Source organism: Bacillus pretiosus, from assembly GCF_052947655.1.
Genome location: NZ_CM129593.1, coordinates 1,095,070 through 1,109,973, shown reverse-complemented (window position 1 = coordinate 1,109,973; position 14,904 = coordinate 1,095,070). Strand labels below are relative to the sequence as shown.

The following is a 14,904-nucleotide window of genomic DNA, read 5'->3' as shown; positions in this document are numbered from 1 at the left end:
ATTCCATAAGTTACCGAAAGATGATATGATATTCGAGGAAATTAGGAGGGATTTTTATGTATGAAGCAAATATTTTGCTCGTTGATGATGAAACAGCAATTTTACAATTACTAACTACCATTCTTGAAAAAGAAGGTTTTTCTCATATTACAACTGCAACATCGGCTGAAATAGCTTTATCTCTCACGCAGCAAAATGAATACGATTTAATTATTTTAGATGTCATGCTTCCTGGACAATCTGGTTTTGATATTTGTCCAATCATTCGCCAGAAAACAGATTGCCCGATCTTCTTCCTCACAGCTAAAACATCTGATTTAGATAAAATATCTGGATTTTCACACGGTGCAGATGATTATATTACGAAGCCATTTAATCCACTTGAAGTAGTAGCTCGTATGAAAGCACAACTCCGAAGACATATGAAACAAGCAGTACCACACGAACAAAAAGCACAATCCAGTTCCTTTGGTAGATTTGAAATTGATCGATATTCCGCAGAGCTTACAGTAAATGGACATGTTGTCGAATGTTCCGCCCAGCTATTTCAGCTATTACTCTTCTTTTGCGAGAATCCGAATTACGTATTTTCGAAAGAAGAAATATACGAGAAAGTTTGGGGAGCACCTGCCTATAATGGCGATGATAATACCGTTATGGTCCACATTCGAAAACTACGTGAAAAAATTGAACAAGACCCAAGTAAACCAGAATATATAAAAACCGTTCGCGGACTTGGCTATAAGTTCCTTACAAAGTAGGGTGACGATATGAACTTTAATAAACGACTTATTATTCAGTTTATCATGCAACACGTATTTGTTTTAGTTACATTACTGATTGCTGTAGTAGCGGCTTTCACGTATTTAATTTTTCTTGTTACGAGTACTTCATACGAACCGAATATTCCAGATGCTGATAATTTTATGATTTCAAGATATATCTCTTCAGAAGATGGCGATATTTCGTTAAAAGCTGAAGTAAAAGACTTAATTAAAGAAAAAAATGATTGGATTCAAGTTGTAGAGGAAAATGGAAAAGTTCTCTATCACTTTAATACGCCGAGTGACGTACCGACATCTTATACGAAAACATTTTTATTCTCGTATATACAGAATCATATAGAAAGCCCTTATACATTTACATATTGGGAAATTGAACTAGAAGAAAAGAACGTACTTGTTATATACGGCGGTATGTTAAAAAGCAATGTATTACTGAAAACAATCCAGAAAGAGCACCCGTCTGTATCTACGGATTCGTTCACATTAACAGAAGAAGAAAAACAGTTACTTTCTAAAGAAAAAGCAGCACTTCAAATCTTTAATAGTGATGGCGAAGAAGTATTCTCCTATCCAGATGGAAAGAAAAAAACGTTTTCTGTCATACAAGCTGCTCTTAGCGAAAAGGAACCGTGGAATCATAAAGAAAACACGTCTAGCTTTTACGACACAAATAGCAATCATCTTCTTGTTGTAACTGCCAAAAATGAGTACTACTATCCAGATGATGAAATAGACGATGTATTTACTAAAAAGTTTCTAATCGGATGCGGATTAATCCTTCTTATCGTATTTGTTTATTTAGTCATTCTTTCTATTTGGTACGGTAATAAATTTGGAAAACCGTTACTCCATGCGATGCGCTGGCTTAAAAACATCGCTGGTGGAAAGTACGAAGAACCTGTTAGTAAAAAAGGGAAACCTGTCAGGTTCCGGCAATCTGGTAAAGAAAAATGGTCATTCCGCTTATTTAGTGATGTGACAAATTCACTAGAGCACCTTTCTATTACACTCAAAAAAAATGATGCGATGAGGCAAGTACTGCAGCAAACACGTGAAGAATGGATTACCGGTCTAACGCACGATTTAAAAACGCCACTTAGCTCTATTTATGGCTACGCATTATTACTAGAATCAAAGCAGTACAACTGGACTGATCGTGACATTCAACAATTCGGCAGCGTTATGAAAGAGAAATCGCAATATATGACGACATTAATTGATGACTTAAGCTTAACGTATCAATTAAAAAATAACAGTCTTCCTGCGCAGCACGTAAACATTGAAATGAATCAATTCGTTCAAAAAGTATTATTACAATTTATTAATAACCCAACACTTCAAAATCAAAATATTGAATTCGTACCAAGCTCAAACAAAATTCAATATTTCATTGAAGAAAAATGGTTCCAGCGTATTATCGAAAACTTACTCGTAAACGCTGTAAAACATAATAATGAAACGACAAACGTCATCGTAAAACTTTCGCAAAACGCTACTTCATTTACACTATCTATTTCAGATAATGGAAAAGGAATGGATGATAAAACGAAAGAGCTTCTATTTGAGCGATATTACAGAGGAACAAATACAGAAGAAAGCAACATCGGAACTGGACTTGGCCTCGCTATTACAAAACAGCTCGTTCATGCTCATAACGGAACAATTTCTATTGACAGCGAACTCGGAAAGGGTACGACAATTATACTTGTGTTTCCATTTCATTCGTAGGAAAGGCGCTATCTGGCGTCTTTTCTTTTTTCTTTTCTAGGAGAATTCAACGGTAAATGAAATTATGTTACTCGCCTTTTATTCTTGCTTATTGCGATAGTTCAGCGGTACACGAAATTATATCAGCGATTTTTTGAATATATCGGCGTAACTCAAAATATATCAGCGATTTTCAAGATATATCGATTTGTCGACAAAAACCAACAATACCAGTCTACTCCTACTATACAAAGTAAAAATAAAACTATTAACAAATACATTTCTAAACTGTTATACTATAAATAGAAGTATAAACTAACTAAGTTTTGCATAAAATGAAGTAGACGAGGTGCTTCCAACACCCCGTCACTGCAACTAATTACCGCAAGGTGGAAGGTTGCAACTAAAGCTTATTTGCGCTTAGAAGACTTCCCACGCTTCGCAGGCAGACGGGTGGTCTTCTTTTTGCGCCTTTTTGTCGTTAATTTCTTAAATCCCATAACTATACCTTCTCTAGCTATAGTTTTTGTGATTTCCAACAAAATTTGCAAAAGAAATTCCATACGATTACACCTCCTTTCTCCACAAAATGAAGAAAGGGCATAACCTTCCACCCGCAATATTTAATTGCTACTTTATTTTATCATTTTTAAATGTATTACAGATGAGGCAATACAAATTTAACAATCCACTCGTAAAAATAACCTTTCACAACTCACTATGAAAGGTCATCTCCATATTTTAGCTATTTCCCTACAAACACAAACACATTCTAATTTTTGAACCCCTTTCCTTTTCCCTCTTTATAAAAAAGCGAACCATCTCCCAATGATTCGCTCTTATCCTATTATTTCTTCTTCACTGGTATCCAAAGTTCAATTTGAGCGAACTCACTTTTATCTGCATGGGAACGCTCATCGTATAGTTCAAATTCATTAACGCCACAATGTTCGTATCCTGAATGCGGGAACCATTCTGAGAATACTGCATTCCACGTTTGGTGAATAGACGATACCATTTCTTCATGAGGAACTTTCGGCGTTGTAAATACAGCATATGTCGCTGCTGGGAAAGTACGCTTCGCAACTTCATTTGGCACATTTTCAAACCCTGTAACTTCCATTCCAATTATATAAGTGAAGTCCCCTGTTTCTAAATTAAAATCAGTACATAATCCAAGCTCTACCCATTGGCTCGTATCTTTACGATTCGGAATCGTCGTTCCAAGGTCTTTTTGTAAATATTCTTGCCAAAATGCTGGGATGTCTTGATGGTTTTTCCCTTCTTTACTTGTCGTCTTCAGTTCATAACCCGCCATTAAAAATTCTGGTTTATTTACAATACGATATTCCATTTGTATGCCTCCTAAATACGGATTTAATTTTCTTTGTTTTACATTTACGCTGTAATACATCGGCGTTTCAATTTCTTGTTTTCGATATTCACTCGGTGTCATTTGAAATATTTTTTTAAAGGCTCTCGTGAACGTTTCGTGAGATTGAAAGCCATGCTCAAATGCGATATCAATAACTTTTTCATCCGTATGAGAAAGTTGATAAGCTGCCCGGGCTAACCTCCTCTTTCGAACATACTCCATTACTGTATCACCTACTAACGCCTGAAATACACGATGAAAATGCGACTCAGAAAAACCTGCAATGCGTGCTAAATTACGCAGCGTCTGTTTTTCCATTACATCTTCCTCAATATAATCAATTGACCTTTGAATTTGTGTTTCATAGCTTTCCATCTCTGTTCACCCGCCTTATATGTATTATGATAAAAGAGAATCCTATCCAATTCTTGACGTTTTTTACTATATTTTTAAAAACAAATGTAACTTTTTTATATGTATTTCGTTGTTATGTATGAAGGGAGGGAAATGTAGTGAAACGCAAACAATCATTAGAAGACATTTACTCCAAGCATATGCAAGATTCACTTTATTTCGCTATCTTCTCTCCCTAACCGGAGATTCCCACTATGCGGAAGATCTCATGCAAGAAACCTTTTACCGAATGCTCGTCCATATTGACTATTATAAAGGAGAAGAAATTAGACCGTGGTTATTTACAATTGCCTACAACGCCTTTATTGATTGGTATCGAAAAGAAAAAAGATATAAAACAACGACAGTTGAAGAATTCCATTTACCGAACATACCAAGTACAGAGCACTCTTATTTCGTAAAACATGAAATTGCTAGTTGGTTAGACAGTTTATCTTCTCTTCCCCTTGAAAGACGAAATGTGCTACTACTACGAGATTACTACGGATTCTCGTATAAGGAAATAGCAGAAATGACCGGTCTCTCACTAGCGAAAGTAAAAATCGAATTATACAGGGGACGAAAAGAAACGAAAAGCATAAAGGAGTGATCAGGATGGGTTGTACAGAGTTTAAAAAACTATGGGGGAAGTACGAAAACGGAACGCTCACGCATGATGAACAAGTGCAATTAGAAAGTCATATTGAAACATGTGAAAAGTGTGAAGCTTACTTAGATGAGTTACTTTCGAAGAGTGAACCGATAAAGAAAAGACTACCACCACAAAATTTTAAAATCCCGTTTTGGAAAATAAAATGGAAACAGCGTTGGCAAACCGTTAGTTTTGTCCTCGCTGTTTGTATAGCAATCTATTTTGTTGGTCATTTTGCATCTTCCTTTTACTTCTATTCGAATAATATGAAAAACTTTTCTGAAGTAAATGAGATTCCAGCACTCGCACTAGAAGCGACAATGCCAAATAGTCGTTCCACTGGAGGAAGTACGAAGGTTAAACCCTTTTTCCGTACAGAAAATGAAATGAATTTAGTTAAAACTGTCGGCAAAGAAGAATTTCCAATTGGTACAGTAACAATGAGTAGTTTCTTATCATCTGTAACTGCCACAAATCAATCTTGGGCAAACAGAGCCTATTCAAAAAAAGTTTCCTTTGTTCATCCCAAAATCAAGGAAGAAGCTTCTTTGAAAGAATCATCTAAAAAATTTTGGGATACACTTGGAAAGATACATGAGGGGACTGTTGCAGAAGTAGCGATATCCTTCGATAAAGTTTACACTTTACAAGAAGTAGAATCCATTCTATATAGCGCATTTGAAGCACAAGAAATGCCGCCAATTCCTGTATGGTACGCTTTAGACACAGGACAAGAAAGAATAAATGAAGAAAATTTTCTCTTGCATAGCGGAGAAATTATCGGATTTCGAGAACATATAAATCTTCCTGAAGATGAAACAAAAAAACTACACACAAAAGAAGATGAAGTAATCGAAATGATGCGTATTCTTTCGATAAATAAAGAAACTGTAAGTAAAACGACTTGGATTCCTGAAAAAGTGCTGAATTTAGATAAGCGCTATCAGTATGTAAAAGATAACGGCGTCAAAGTATACGGCATGGTCATTACTGGCCCGTCGAAAGAGTTATTAAAATTACAAAACTCGCCGCACGTTCGTTATGCGACTCTTGGAGATATTGAGATTTGGAATTGGTTTGATTATTAATGAGAAAAAGGAGAGCATCTAGGAGTGATGCTCTCCTTTTTAATCCGAAATCACTTTCACATACATCCCTCTCACCGCTTTTTCATAAGCAATTTCGCTCATCTGTCTTATTTTTTCCGACACAGCAGACGATGGAACAACTTCACCTTCACGAAATAATGGAGGATCAATGAGACGGACTTTATTTTTCTGATACAAATCATAATCGTTTCTATCTTCTTTTACGTTTACATTCGGATGAACTTTGCTTAATAAAGCATGTACTTCTGGATCATTACATTGCTGCAATTTCGAAATAAGCTCATCATCTTCAAGAAGAAAGTCATCTGCATGAATAATCCTTTTATGAAGAGCTAACTTTAGCGTTTTCGCTAACATGTCGTTTCCGTAAATATTCATTGGCTTCATAAAGAAATCAATTACTTCTTTGTAATACGTTTCTGTAAACCATTCTGCCATTTCGACACTTTGAAGAACCATTTTCCCATCTACAGCAATGACATCCTCTAAAAAACTGTGAACTTCTTCTAAAGAAACATACCCATATGTATACATATCTCGTAACGTATAATCCACTCGGTCTGCACATAATTCTGGTGCTGACCTTTCGAGTAACGTCCATTTCGAATCATCTAATAAAATATCTTCATAGTTATAACCATACTTCGAAAGAATCGCTGGAATTTCTGAGTTTTTCACGACAGAACTAAATATCTCTTCATGATAACTTTTATTTCTATTATCAAAAACATAATCAATTACATGAGAAAAGGCAGTATGTGATACGTCATGCAGTAAACCTGCAATTTGTTCTTCAACTGAACCACCGAGTTTTTTCACTAATAACATAACACCAACTGAATGATCAAAGCGTGTTACATTCCAGTTCTCATTTAGTAAGTAGCTTGCGCCATTTTGATGAATACCTTTTAGTCTTTGCACAGGATTGCTTACAATTAATTCTTCTACTACTCGATCCACTTTAAACTCACCGTAAATAACATCTGATATAACCACTTATAATCCCCCTTTATTTCAGCAGCGTCTTCTAATCGTACCTTTTTTATAAAATCGATATCAATATAAATTATAAATCTAAATATATTGATACATAATTACAAATGTTATATATTATACATGTCTGTTATTTCTTTTAATTCATTTATTTTTATTGAGCGCTCCTTATGTGGAGCCCTTTTTTTATTGAAAAAATAGAGAGCAATTCGCTCTCTATTTTATACACCTATTCAAACGTAACTTCCACCTGCACAATCTCAGATCTACTTCCCAGTCTTAATGGTGGTCCCCAGAATCCGAAACCAGAAGAAACAATCGCGTGGAATGCACCTTTTTGTGCGTATCCCCAGTCTAATTCGTACATTCTTCTCGTTACAATATGATTCGGCGCCATTTGTCCGCGGTGCGTGTGGCCGGATAGTAGTAAATCGACGCCAGCCTCCGCTGCTTGTTTCAACTCGAATGGTTGGTGATCCATTGCAATAACAGGCATGGATTTATCTACCGTACTCGTTAGATTTTCAAAGCTTTGGCGATCTCGCTCTGTTTTATCTCTTCTTCCGACGAGGTAAAATTGATCTTCAATTGTAATCACTTCATCTAACAGAATACGAATATCAATCTTATCCATCTCTTGTAAAAATTCAGGAACCGCTCGTCCGTAATATTCGTGGTTTCCTAACACACCATATACGCCTAATGGAGCTTTCATTTGCTTCATAATTGGTCCCATATTTTTTTGAATGAACACACCTGGATGATCATCAATAATATCACCTGGCAGTAAAATAATATCAGGCTCCATCTCATTTACATGGCGGACAAGTCTTTTTAAATGCGAAACACCAGATAATTTACCGAAATGCATATCAGAAGCCATCGCGATGCGTAAGCTTTTACGTCCCTCTACTTTTTTTGGTATGTGCACCTCGTACTTTCTAACTACTGGGCTATATGCGTTGAATACTCCATATGCAAAAATAAAGATAAATGCAAGTAACACGGCCGTTCCTGTCCAAATAATTGCCGCTTCTTTCTCCACTGAAAACTGTAAAAGAAAGACCGTAATATTTGCTAACGGCAACAGCATAAGCGCATATTGTATGACCGCAAACCAAATTGAGCCTATCGTTCGTAGAAATGGCAAGAACTTAAACACTTGCACGAGAATGTACGCATATGAAATAAATCCGACTACGAAAGCGTAATATCCCCAAGATTCCCAGCCAAACACCGCATGAAGCCAAACCCAACCGTTCCAGCCGATGTAAAACATGAGTAGTGTGTATACAATTAACATAGTAAATATATTGAAATAACGAAGATTTTTCACAGTCAGCCTCCTTCTTGATTTCTTCTATTATATCTTGTTATGCACGTTTAACGTAAATATTAAGCACAGCAATCTTCACAATAAAAACCTCTAACCGCTAGATGCAAATCTAACAATTAGAGGTGCAATTCAAAACAAAATTACTTTTACAGATTTTCTTTATAGAAACTTGTAATCCTCTTGCATAAAAACGGACATTTCTCTTCGTAACTGATATATATGAAACCACCCTTACTTTATTATAAATTTAAACTTGTGAGAGTTAATACTCACGTGTATATTTACAATAAAACGAGCAACCACTTGTTTCAATGACCATATTTACGCATTTGGGTGATAATACACACATAACGAAATATATGTATCAATAACGGAGGAACATCATATGGAGAAAATCGATAGAAGAATTATAAAATCACAAAACGCCATTCAATCCGCATTTATTGAAATGTTAATTGAAGATGGCTTTGACGAAATTACAGTAAAAAACATTACAGAAAAAGCGAACATCGGAAGAAAAACTTTTTACTTACACTATCTAGATAAGTACAATTTATTAGATAAAATTGTCGACGACCATTTAAATCAATTAAGAGAAATATGCGATATAAAACAAACAAAAGGCTATATAGAAGGAACTGTCATATGGTTTGAATACTTCAAAGAACATAAACCATTTTTCGCATCGTTATTTAGAAGCAACAGCACATTATCATTTCAGAAAAAAATCCTAACGTTCATCATGGGTGAACTAGAAAAAAAATTAAACACAAATACGTCAGTAAATAAAAACATTGATACACACATCGTTTTAAAATTTTTAGGAACAGCTGTCATGGGCATTTTGGAATCTTACGTGTTGGATGAAATTGATAATGATGTTGAGTACGTTGCGACGCAAGTTGGGGAATTGATGAGGAGGAATATATAACAATGCAAAAAGGAAAATTTGGAGTTCAAATTTTCCTTTTTTATTTATGCTAAATCTAGTATACGTTTTAATTTATTTCTTCAACTTATCTGCCTTCGCAATAAATTGCGCTGCTTCCGCACGGTTTACCGCTTTATCTGGAGCCCAGCCATTATCTGTTCCAACTGAAATGTTTTCTTGGATTAAAATATTGGCATACTTCGCACCCCAATGATTGTTTAAGTCAGCAAATTCTTTTGGTAGTTTCATATTTTCATTTCTTTCTAATTTATATGCATTTACTAGCATAGAAGCTATTGATGCACGGTTAATTAACCCGCTCGGATTAAAGTTACCCTTCTCATCACCTTTTACAATACCTGCTTTTTCAACAGCAGCAATATATGGAGTTGCCCAGTGGTTTTGTGCATCAGGGAATGATGGCTTCGCATCTTTATTAATTTCTAAACCTAAAATAGTTGCTAATATTTTTGCAGCTGAACTACGATCGATATTTTCAGCCGGAGCAAATGTACCGTCTGGCTTACCGTGCACTGCTTCTTTATCTACTAAATATTGAACTGACTCTTGTGCCCAAGTCGGGACATCTGAGAATTTAGGTTTCTGTTCAATTGCACTTGCATCGATTTCAAACTGCAGTTGATATTTATGATCATATTTAATTGCTGGAATTAATATATGCATTTGCATATTATATTTTTTCGAGAACTCACCCATTTCAAATTGAACAACTTTCGTACCGTTATTCGCTTTATCTTCGGAGATTACTTTTACATCATGGAATGTCCCTATTTTATTTGGATCTTCTACTCTAAGATACTGAAAATAGCTACTATCTTGAACTGTTAATGTAACAATTTTTTTATCACCTTGAATGGTTACTTTTGGACTTTTTAAATATGTAGACGCAACTGATGTATCATTCGTTTGATCTTTATAAGTCTTTAAAATAACGTCATACGTGCCATCCGCTAGTTTGCTATTTGCTTTCATTTCTACTGCCGCTTCTGCTTTCGCAATCGGTGCCATAATACCACTGAATGGAACTGCTAAAGTTGCTGCTATAACGAACGCATTAACATATTTTTTCTTAATCATTATCAATACGACATCTCCTTTTATATGAATATACCCAACATAACTATCATATTGATAATGATTATCAATGTCAAATAAAATTAATAATACTATTTCCTACATAAGTACGCCTTCCGCTCGTTTTTAAAAAGTAAATAATGCGCCGTGTGAACTTTTCTTTCCAAATAATCAATAGAATACGAGCTTGATGGATCGACTAAATCACCTATCGCACCTGAAAGATGATCGATTACTTGCTGCAGTATTTCTAAGTTTTTCTTCTCACTTTCAGCGTTCATTTCATCCATAATGTCACAAATAAGGTATTGAACTCTCCTTAAACGTAATTCCTTTTGCTCCACATATATCTCCTCCTTATTAGTCATATTACGGTTTAAATATATGGGGCTATAGCTTAACCAATTCTAAAAAATACAAAGGCAACCACCTTCATAAAGATGGTTGCCCCCCATTTTTAAACTTGCATCGCTTTCTCTTTTAACGCTCTTCTTAACAATTTACCTGTCGTATTCTTTGGTAATTCTGTTAAAAACTCGATACTCTTTGGTACTTTATATTTTGCTAAATGTAATGTGCAATAATGCATAAGTTCCTCTTCTGTTACGTTAGCTTGTTTCAAAACGACGTATGCTCGTACTGCTTCTCCTAAGTTTTCATCAGGAACGCCAATTACGACAACTTCTGCTACAGATTCGTGTGTATACAATACTTCCTCTACTTCACGAGGGTATACGTTATAACCGCCAACTAAGACGATATCTTTTTTACGATCAACGATATAGAAGTAACCTTCTTCATCCATTTTCGCTAAGTCACCTGTATACAGCCAACCATCTTTCAATGTCGCTGCTGTATCTTCTGGCGCGTTATAGTATCCTTTCATAACGTTAGGTCCGCGAACAATTAATTCACCGACTGCACCGACAGGTACTTCTTCCCCAAGTTCGTTCACAATTTTATTTTCTACATGCCAAATATTTGTACCGATTGACCCAGGTTTACGCGGACGATCTAGCGGGTTAAAACAAGTAACTGGTGATGCTTCTGATAAACCGTATCCTTCTGAAACGATTACGTCAAAACGTTTTTCAAAGTTTTGCAGAAGAGCAACTGGCATTGACGCACCACCTGAAATACAAAGACGAAGCGTCTTCACATCTTCTGCGCTTGCTTCTTCGAATAAATATAAATAATTGTACATTGTCGGTACACCAGCAAAAATCGTTGGCTCGTACGTGCGACAAATACGGAATACTTCTTTCGGACTAAATTTCGGTAACATTAAAATAGTTGCTCCGTTCACAATCGGTGCATTTACCGCCACTGTTAAGCAAAATACATGGAACATTGGCAAAGCCGCAACGACGCGATCATCAGCAGTATATTGTAAATACGACGCCACATCGCTCGCATTACTATATAAGTTTTTATGTGTTAACATCGCACCTTTCGGTTTTCCAGTTGTACCTGAAGTGTATAGAATAACCGCTACATCTTCTTCATCTAATTCTGGGCCTTCAAAAGTTAAATCTCCAGCCCCTATCATTCTCGTAAACGTTTTCATTTTTTCGGTTTCTGTATAGTTAAAATCTGATGAGGTTTCGCATATGATGATGTTTTCAAGTGAAGGAAGTCTTGTTGTAAGAGATTGTATAACAGGTAGAAGGACGTCGAGTACGATGATTGTTTTTACATCTCCATTTTGTAAAATATAATGCATTTCGTCTGCTGTATAAATTGGATTAACTGGAATAACAGTTGCTCCAGCTTTCATTGTTCCGTATAAACCGACCAAAAAATGTGGTGAATTTCCAACAACTAATGCGACATTGTCCCCTTTTCCAATGCCCATTTCTGCTAAATTGCTAGAAAACCTTGTGACCATTTTGTTTAATTGGTCATATGAGACCGACTGATCCATAAATATATAAGCCGGTTTATCCCCCTTCTTTTTCGCCGTTTCAGCCAAAGATTGAACGAGATTCACACAAACCCCACCTTTATAAAATTTAGAATATTTAAAAATTCTAAATTAATTATATTAAAAGAAAATTAAAGTAGCAAGTGATATTCCATTAACTGCATATACAAGGATCACCTCCTGTTGATTCACTTTAGAAAAATAAGGGAATTCTATTCGCCTACACATTATGAAACTAAGGCTAAAATCATTTCAGGATAATATGCACTCATCTTTTCACTAAGTTTTTCTAGTTCCTTTTTATTCAAGCTCGTATGCTCCCCATACAAGTTGATTGCATCCGCTCCGTGTTCATGAAAAAACAATGTTACATATAATGTCGGTAACCCGGTATTGGCCTCATCTATTGACAAGACAAGATCTGGCGTTTTATTCATCGTACTAAAAGCTTCATTTCTTTTCCATTTCTTATTTTGAAACATAGTTTGTATATCAGCTATCTTTCGTTTATTATCCGTATTCGTAAAGTATATAACATTATCCTTCCCTGGCTTTCCAATCGTTAAAAGTGTGCGACTTGAGGAAGTTTCATCGTTACAAGCTGTCATTCCGATGACGAAGCTGAGCAGTAATGCAACGTACATTAGCCTTCTCATTTCAATCCGCCTCCTTTTGAATATATATATTCCTTTATGAGAGGCAAATGTCCTGTGATTTTATGATGAGTGAAATTATATCGGCGATTTTTAAAATATATCGACTTACCGATAAAACGTGACAATCTACGCAAAAATAAAGAGGCTGCCCGTTACGGCAGCCTCCCTTATTTTTAGAAGAATAAATGTAAGAAATCTTCTGTTGTAATATTACCGAAGTAGCGTTTAATATCTACGCCTTCTAAAGCTGCAGTGAATGCATCTTTATCAAATTGTACGCCTGTTAGACGCTCTTCAATGTCATGGACATCTAGTGAACCGAAGAAGTCACCGTAAATTTTACATTCTGTTACTGTTCCTTTTTTCACTTCAAGACGAACGTCAACTTGTCCAACTGGGAAGCGGTGTGAATGTTGTAAGTTGAACTTCGGAGATTTTCCGTAGTTCCAGTCCCAATTTTGGTAACGTTCTTCAGAAAGTTTATGGATCTCTTTCCAATCATTTTCTGTTAATTCGTACGTCGGAATTTCTGTTTCCCCTTCGAAAATTGTTTCTAGAAGAAGTTGTCTAAACTCTTCTGTCGTCATTTTTTCATTTAAGAACTCTGTAATGTTCGCAACACGGCTACGGATTGATTTGATTCCTTTTGATTGGATCTTATCCATTTTTACTTTTAACGCTGATACGACGTGATCGATTTCAGAGTCAAATAGTAACGTACCGTGACTGAACATACGACCTTTCGTTGAGAACTGCGCGTTACCTGAAATTTTTCTGCCTTCAGCTAAAATGTCGTTACGACCACTTAGTTCTGCATTTACGCCTAATTTACCAAGCGCTTTCGTTACAGGTTCTGTAAATTTTTTGAAGTTGCTGAAACTGTCTCCATCATCTTTCGTAATAAAGCTGAAGTTTAAGTTTCCTAAATCATGATATACTGCACCTCCACCTGATAGACGACGAACGACATGAATTCCTTGTTCTTTTACGTAATCTGCATTAATTTCTTCTACTGTGTTTTGGTTTTTACCAATGATAATGGAAGGTTCGTTAATGTAGAACAGTAAATATGTTTCGTTAATATCTAAATTCTTCACACAATATTCTTCAATTGCTAAGTTTATTCTAGGATCTGTAATCCCTTTATTATCAATAAATAACATCGTATCACCTCATGAGTTCCAAATGTAACCACTATGCGCTAGCGTAATATGGCCACTGAAAATTTGTTTTGCTTCTGTTACTAAATCAGATGTGTTTCCTGTATGCGGTAAGTGCGTTAATAAAAGTTCTTTTACATTCGCATCTTTCGCAATACTTGCCACTTCTGTACTATTCATATGCCCTGCTTTTGCAGCCTCTTGATGTGCATACATATTACACTCACAAATGAAAAGATTAGCATCTTTTGTGAATGGAATGAATTCAGGAATATAACTTGAATCAGCGCTATATACTACAGCGTCACTACCAGCTGTAATACGCATCGCAAAGCATGTAACAGGATGAACAGTTTTTAAGAATGAAATCGAGAACGGTCCAATTTGAAGTATTTCTTCTGGATTGTACGCGATTCCTTTCGTATGTGGTTCATGCGTTAAAGAATGGAATCCATTCTCGTCAAACGTATGACCGTATATTGGTAATTCCGGTAGTTGTCCCTTTGTCGCACTTGTAATTAATCTCGCATATTGCAATACCCCAATGTCTGCAACATGATCGTGATGATAGTGTGACAGTACAACTGCATCTATATCAGATGGTGTTATATATTTTTGAAGCTGTGCTAGTACACCACTACCACAGTCTACAAGTAAACGAAAACCATCGTGTTCAAACAAATACCCCGACGTTGCTTCTCCCGCTTCTGGAAAGCCGCCCCAAAAGCCGACAACAGTCATTTTCATATGTATCCATCCTTTCTAAAACCGAGTAGGAATGCATGTTT

Annotated in this window: 14 protein-coding genes and 1 pseudogene; 5 read left to right on the top strand and 10 right to left on the bottom strand. The window is 35.8% G+C overall.

All coding sequences use genetic code 11. The features are described 5' to 3' along the window. Window positions 1–56 precede the first annotated feature (56 nt). A complete protein-coding gene (locus ACU8YW_RS05765) occupies window positions 57–761 on the top strand; it encodes a response regulator transcription factor (RefSeq protein WP_088062417.1) in 705 nt (234 codons plus the stop codon). Between the two features lie 9 nt (window positions 762–770). Further along, window positions 771–2,513, top strand: coding sequence for a sensor histidine kinase (locus ACU8YW_RS05760; RefSeq protein WP_088062415.1), 1,743 nt, complete (start codon window positions 771–773; stop codon window positions 2,511–2,513). A gap of 389 nt (window positions 2,514–2,902) precedes the next feature. Here the strand turns inward: ACU8YW_RS05760 and ACU8YW_RS05755 are convergent, their stop codons facing one another. Both ACU8YW_RS05755 and ACU8YW_RS05750 read right to left on the bottom strand, forming a co-directional pair. After that, window positions 2,903–3,055, bottom strand: a complete 153-nt coding sequence (locus tag ACU8YW_RS05755) for a hypothetical protein (protein ID WP_046956985.1) — start codon at window positions 3,053–3,055, stop codon at window positions 2,903–2,905. A 284-nt stretch (window positions 3,056–3,339) separates the two neighbouring features. Beyond that, window positions 3,340–4,242 carry an AraC family transcriptional regulator gene (locus tag ACU8YW_RS05750; protein WP_071721586.1) on the bottom strand — a complete coding sequence of 301 codons (903 nt, stop codon included), beginning with the start codon at window positions 4,240–4,242 and terminating at the stop codon, window positions 3,340–3,342. A 137-nt stretch (window positions 4,243–4,379) separates the two neighbouring features. On the opposite strand from ACU8YW_RS05750, the pseudogene ACU8YW_RS05745 reads away from it, so the two are divergent. After that, window positions 4,380–4,870, top strand: a pseudogene (locus ACU8YW_RS05745) (RNA polymerase sigma factor). Between the two features lie 5 nt (window positions 4,871–4,875). Further along, on the top strand, window positions 4,876–6,000 hold the full coding sequence (locus ACU8YW_RS05740) for an anti-sigma factor (RefSeq protein WP_106383159.1): 1,125 nt from the start codon (window positions 4,876–4,878) through the stop codon (window positions 5,998–6,000). 39 nt (window positions 6,001–6,039) lie between these two features. Here ACU8YW_RS05740 and ACU8YW_RS05735 read toward each other — a convergent pair whose 3' ends face one another. Both ACU8YW_RS05735 and ACU8YW_RS05730 read right to left on the bottom strand, forming a co-directional pair. After that, window positions 6,040–7,017: an HD domain-containing protein gene (locus tag ACU8YW_RS05735; RefSeq protein ID WP_088062411.1), complete on the bottom strand. Its 978-nt coding sequence runs from the start codon at window positions 7,015–7,017 to the stop codon at window positions 6,040–6,042. A gap of 226 nt (window positions 7,018–7,243) precedes the next feature. Continuing rightward, entirely contained in the window at window positions 7,244–8,350 is a 1,107-nt protein-coding gene (locus tag ACU8YW_RS05730; protein WP_088062409.1) for a metallophosphoesterase, read from the bottom strand. Between the two features lie 385 nt (window positions 8,351–8,735). Between ACU8YW_RS05730 and ACU8YW_RS05725 the strand changes: the two genes are divergently transcribed. Beyond that, window positions 8,736–9,281 (top strand): TetR/AcrR family transcriptional regulator, encoded by a 546-nt coding sequence (locus ACU8YW_RS05725; RefSeq protein WP_088062407.1) that lies wholly within the window; start codon window positions 8,736–8,738, stop codon window positions 9,279–9,281. A gap of 72 nt (window positions 9,282–9,353) precedes the next feature. Here the strand turns inward: ACU8YW_RS05725 and ACU8YW_RS05720 are convergent, their stop codons facing one another. The 6 genes from ACU8YW_RS05720 to ACU8YW_RS05695 all read right to left on the bottom strand — a co-directional run bounded on the left by ACU8YW_RS05720 (window position 9,354) and on the right by ACU8YW_RS05695 (window position 14,863). Then, complete coding sequence (locus tag ACU8YW_RS05720; protein ID WP_097890491.1) at window positions 9,354–10,379, bottom strand: S-layer homology domain-containing protein; 1,026 nt, start codon at window positions 10,377–10,379, stop codon at window positions 9,354–9,356. 89 nt (window positions 10,380–10,468) lie between these two features. Next, on the bottom strand, window positions 10,469–10,720 hold the full coding sequence (locus tag ACU8YW_RS05715) for a hypothetical protein (RefSeq protein ID WP_000435468.1): 252 nt from the start codon (window positions 10,718–10,720) through the stop codon (window positions 10,469–10,471). A 113-nt stretch (window positions 10,721–10,833) separates the two neighbouring features. Continuing rightward, window positions 10,834–12,366 carry a fatty acid--CoA ligase family protein gene (locus ACU8YW_RS05710; protein ID WP_088062403.1) on the bottom strand — a complete coding sequence of 511 codons (1,533 nt, stop codon included), beginning with the start codon at window positions 12,364–12,366 and terminating at the stop codon, window positions 10,834–10,836. Between the two features lie 161 nt (window positions 12,367–12,527). Continuing rightward, entirely contained in the window at window positions 12,528–12,956 is a 429-nt protein-coding gene (locus ACU8YW_RS05705; protein WP_088062401.1) for a hypothetical protein, read from the bottom strand. 173 nt (window positions 12,957–13,129) lie between these two features. Beyond that, window positions 13,130–14,119, bottom strand: coding sequence for a lipoate--protein ligase (lplA, locus tag ACU8YW_RS05700; RefSeq protein WP_088608394.1), 990 nt, complete (start codon window positions 14,117–14,119; stop codon window positions 13,130–13,132). 9 nt (window positions 14,120–14,128) lie between these two features. Then, complete coding sequence (locus ACU8YW_RS05695; RefSeq protein ID WP_098133203.1) at window positions 14,129–14,863, bottom strand: MBL fold metallo-hydrolase; 735 nt, start codon at window positions 14,861–14,863, stop codon at window positions 14,129–14,131. Between the last annotated feature and the right edge of the window lie 41 nt (window positions 14,864–14,904).